Below are 2,809 nucleotides of genomic sequence, written 5' to 3'. Positions count from 1 at the left end.
CGCCGCCGGCGCCGCCCGCACCACCGGCCCCGCCGCCGCAGCCGCGCACCGTGGCGATCACGCAGGTCGAGTACCTGACGCCGCCGAACCTGGTCTACCCGACCGCTTCCAAGCGGCTCAACGAATCGGGCCGCGTGCACGTGCGCGTGCTGGTCGACGACCAAGGCCTGCCGCGCCAGATGCTCCTGCAGCGCTCGTCCGGCTTCTCCCGCCTCGACGACGCCGCACTTGCCACCGTGAAGGCAACGCGCTTCAAGCCCTACACCGAGAACGGCGTGGCCCAGCCCTTCTGGGTCGTGATGCCCCTGGTCTTTGAAATGGAGAGATGACCGTGACCGATGTGAACACTTCGATGGGCTTCGCCCACTTCATCGCGCAGAGCGATTTCGTCGGCAAGTCGCTGCTGGCCGTGCTGGTGGTGATGTCGGCCATCTCGTGGACCCTGATCGTCGTCAAGGGCCTCGGCCAGCTGCTGCGCACGCGGCGCAGCGAGAAGTTCCTGCACTTCTTCTGGAACGCGCGCTCGCTCGACGAGGTGGGCGCCGAGATCGGCACCCATGGCGTGCAGGAGCCGTTCGCGCACCTGACCGCCCACGCGATCAACGCGCAGGCCCACCATGCCCGCTACGGCGCGGCCAAGCTGGAGGAGGCGGGCACCGCGCAGGACTTCGTCACCCGCACCATCAAGAAGGTGCTCGACGAGGAGACCACGCGGCTCGAGAACGGCCTGACCTGGCTCGCGACGATCGGCGCCACCGCGCCCTTCGTCGGCCTGTTCGGCACGGTCTGGGGCGTGTACCACGCGCTGGTGGCGATCGGCATGAGCGGCTCGGGCACGCTCGACAAGGTGGCCGGCCCGGTGGGCGAGGCGCTGATCATGACCGGCATCGGCCTCGCGGTCGCGATCCCCGCGGTGATGGCCTACAACGCCATCACGCGCAGCAACCGCGTGCTCAACGCCAAGCTCGACGCCTTCGCCTTCGAGCTGATGACCTTCCTGTCGATGGGTTCGCCGCTGGCCGACGCCGCGAAGAGCGGCAGCGACAACGTGCGCACGATGCCGGGCAAGCTGACCCCGGCCGCGCGCGGCGCCTGAGCCCTTCCCTTCACCCTTCACGCAGGAGCCAGCCCACCATGGCCTTCGCCAGCTTCGACCGCAAATCCTCGTCCGCTCCGGTGTCCGAGATCAACATGGTGCCGCTGATCGACGTGATGCTGGTGCTGCTGGTGATCTTCATCGTCACCGCCCCGCTGCTCACCCATGCGGTCAAGCTCGACCTGCCGAAGGCGAGCAGCCAGGTCAACGAGCTCAAGCCCGACAAGATCGAGTTCGCGATCGACGGCGCCGGCGTCCGCTTCTGGAACGGCGAGACGGTGACACGCGAAGAGGCCGCGCAGCGCTTCGCCGACGCCGGACAGAAGCAGCCGCAACCCGAGGTGCATCTGCGCGCCGACCAGGCGGTGGCCTACCGCTACGTCGCCGAGACCCTGGCCGACGCCTCGAAGGCGGGCCTGAGCAAGGTCGGCTTCGTCAGCGAGCCCGACGCGCGCTGACGGCGGCCACGCCGCCCGTCGGACGACGAAGGCCGCCGCGTGCGGCCTTCGTCACATCGGGCCCGTGACGCCGGCGCGGCCCGCCCGGGCTTTACAAAGCCGCCACAATCGCGCCCCATTGCTTAACCGTGCGGCCCGCAGACTGGCGACTCCTTCGCCGCCGGCCCACACCGACCGCCGCACCCGCACCCCAGGACCCCGGCTCCGTTTCCCATGACCGCACCCCCCGACACCGCATCGCGCCCGCGCTGGCGCCGCATTCTCGCCCATCGTGCCCTGTGGGCCGTGATCGCGCTGCTGCTGATCGTCGGCGGCGGCTACGCGGCCTGGCGCCTGTTCTATGGCCAGCCCAACCTGCGCGAGCAGTACCAGTTCGCGACGGTGCAGCGCGCCGACATCCAGGACCTGGTGACCGCGACCGGCACCGTGCAGCCGCGCGACTACGTCGACGTCGGCGCACAGGTGTCCGGGCAGTTGAAGCGGCTGCACGTCGAGGTCGGCTCGATCGTCAAGGCCGGCGACCTGCTGGCCGAGATCGACCCGACGGTGCTGACCGCCACCGTCGATGCGCGCCGCGCCGGCCTGCGCAACCAGCGCGCGACGCTGGCCGAGCGTGAATCGCAGTACGCGCTGGCGCAGCTGCTGCTCACCCGCCAGCGCAACCTGATGAAGGACGACGCGACGACCACCGAGTCACTGCAGCAGGCCGAGGCCACCGCCAAGGCCGCCAAGGCGCAGATCGACGCCATCAAGGCGTCGATCGAGCAGACCGAGTCGACGCTCCGGGCCGACGAGGCCAACCTCAACTACGCCAAGATCTACGCCCCGCTGGCCGGCACCGTGGTCAGCGTCACCGCGCGCCAGGGCCAGACCCTGAACGCCAACCAGTCGGCGCCGACCATCCTGCGCATCGCCGACCTGTCGACGATGACGGTGCAGACCCAGGTGTCGGAAGCCGACGTCAGCAAGCTGCGCCAGGACATGACGGTCTACTTCACGACCCTGGGCAGCCAGGGCCGGCGCTGGTACGGCACGCTGCGCAAGGTGGAGCCGACGCCGACCGTGACCAACAACGTGGTGCTCTACAACGCGCTGTTCGACGTGCCCAACAACAACCAGGCACTGATGACGAACATGACCGCGCAGGTCTTCTTCATCGCGGCCGAGGCCAAGGACGCGCTGGTCGTGCCGGTCGCGGCGATCGGCAGCACCGGCAGCGGACGCACTGGCGGGGGCCGCCGCGAGCGCGGCGAGA

4 protein-coding genes are annotated in these 2,809 nt (G+C 69.8%); all 4 read left to right on the top strand.

Features of this window, described 5'->3' with window-relative positions; translation table 11 throughout:
• The coding region (locus Y694_RS21045; RefSeq protein ID WP_036236281.1) for an energy transducer TonB at nt 1-329 on the top strand (329 nt) is incomplete at its 5' end.
• 23 nt (nt 330-352) lie between these two features.
• Nucleotides 353-1,096 (top strand): MotA/TolQ/ExbB proton channel family protein, encoded by a 744-nt coding sequence (locus tag Y694_RS21040; RefSeq protein WP_036236286.1) that lies wholly within the window; start codon nt 353-355, stop codon nt 1,094-1,096.
• 38 nt (nt 1,097-1,134) lie between these two features.
• On the top strand, nt 1,135-1,554 hold the full coding sequence (locus Y694_RS21035) for a biopolymer transporter ExbD (protein ID WP_011831293.1): 420 nt from the start codon (nt 1,135-1,137) through the stop codon (nt 1,552-1,554).
• 213 nt (nt 1,555-1,767) lie between these two features.
• Nucleotides 1,768-2,809, top strand: a 1,042-nt coding sequence (locus Y694_RS21030; RefSeq protein WP_155935888.1) for an efflux RND transporter periplasmic adaptor subunit, incomplete at its 3' end; no start/stop codon positions are given.

It is taken from the genome of Methylibium sp. T29-B (genome assembly GCF_000576225.1).
Lineage (GTDB): Bacteria > Pseudomonadota > Gammaproteobacteria > Burkholderiales > Burkholderiaceae_C > Methylibium > Methylibium petroleiphilum.
Note: the sequence above shows the minus strand (reverse complement) of the source record. Positions and strands in the feature narration are given on the sequence as shown.

Excerpts from the sequence above, each read along its gene's own strand:
- Y694_RS21040 (WP_036236286.1), top strand. The coding sequence starts at position 353 with ATGGGCTTCGCCCACTTCATCGCGCAGAGCGATTTCGTCGGCAAGTCG.
- Y694_RS21035 (WP_011831293.1), top strand. The coding sequence starts at position 1,135 with ATGGCCTTCGCCAGCTTCGACCGCAAATCCTCGTCCGCTCCGGTGTCC.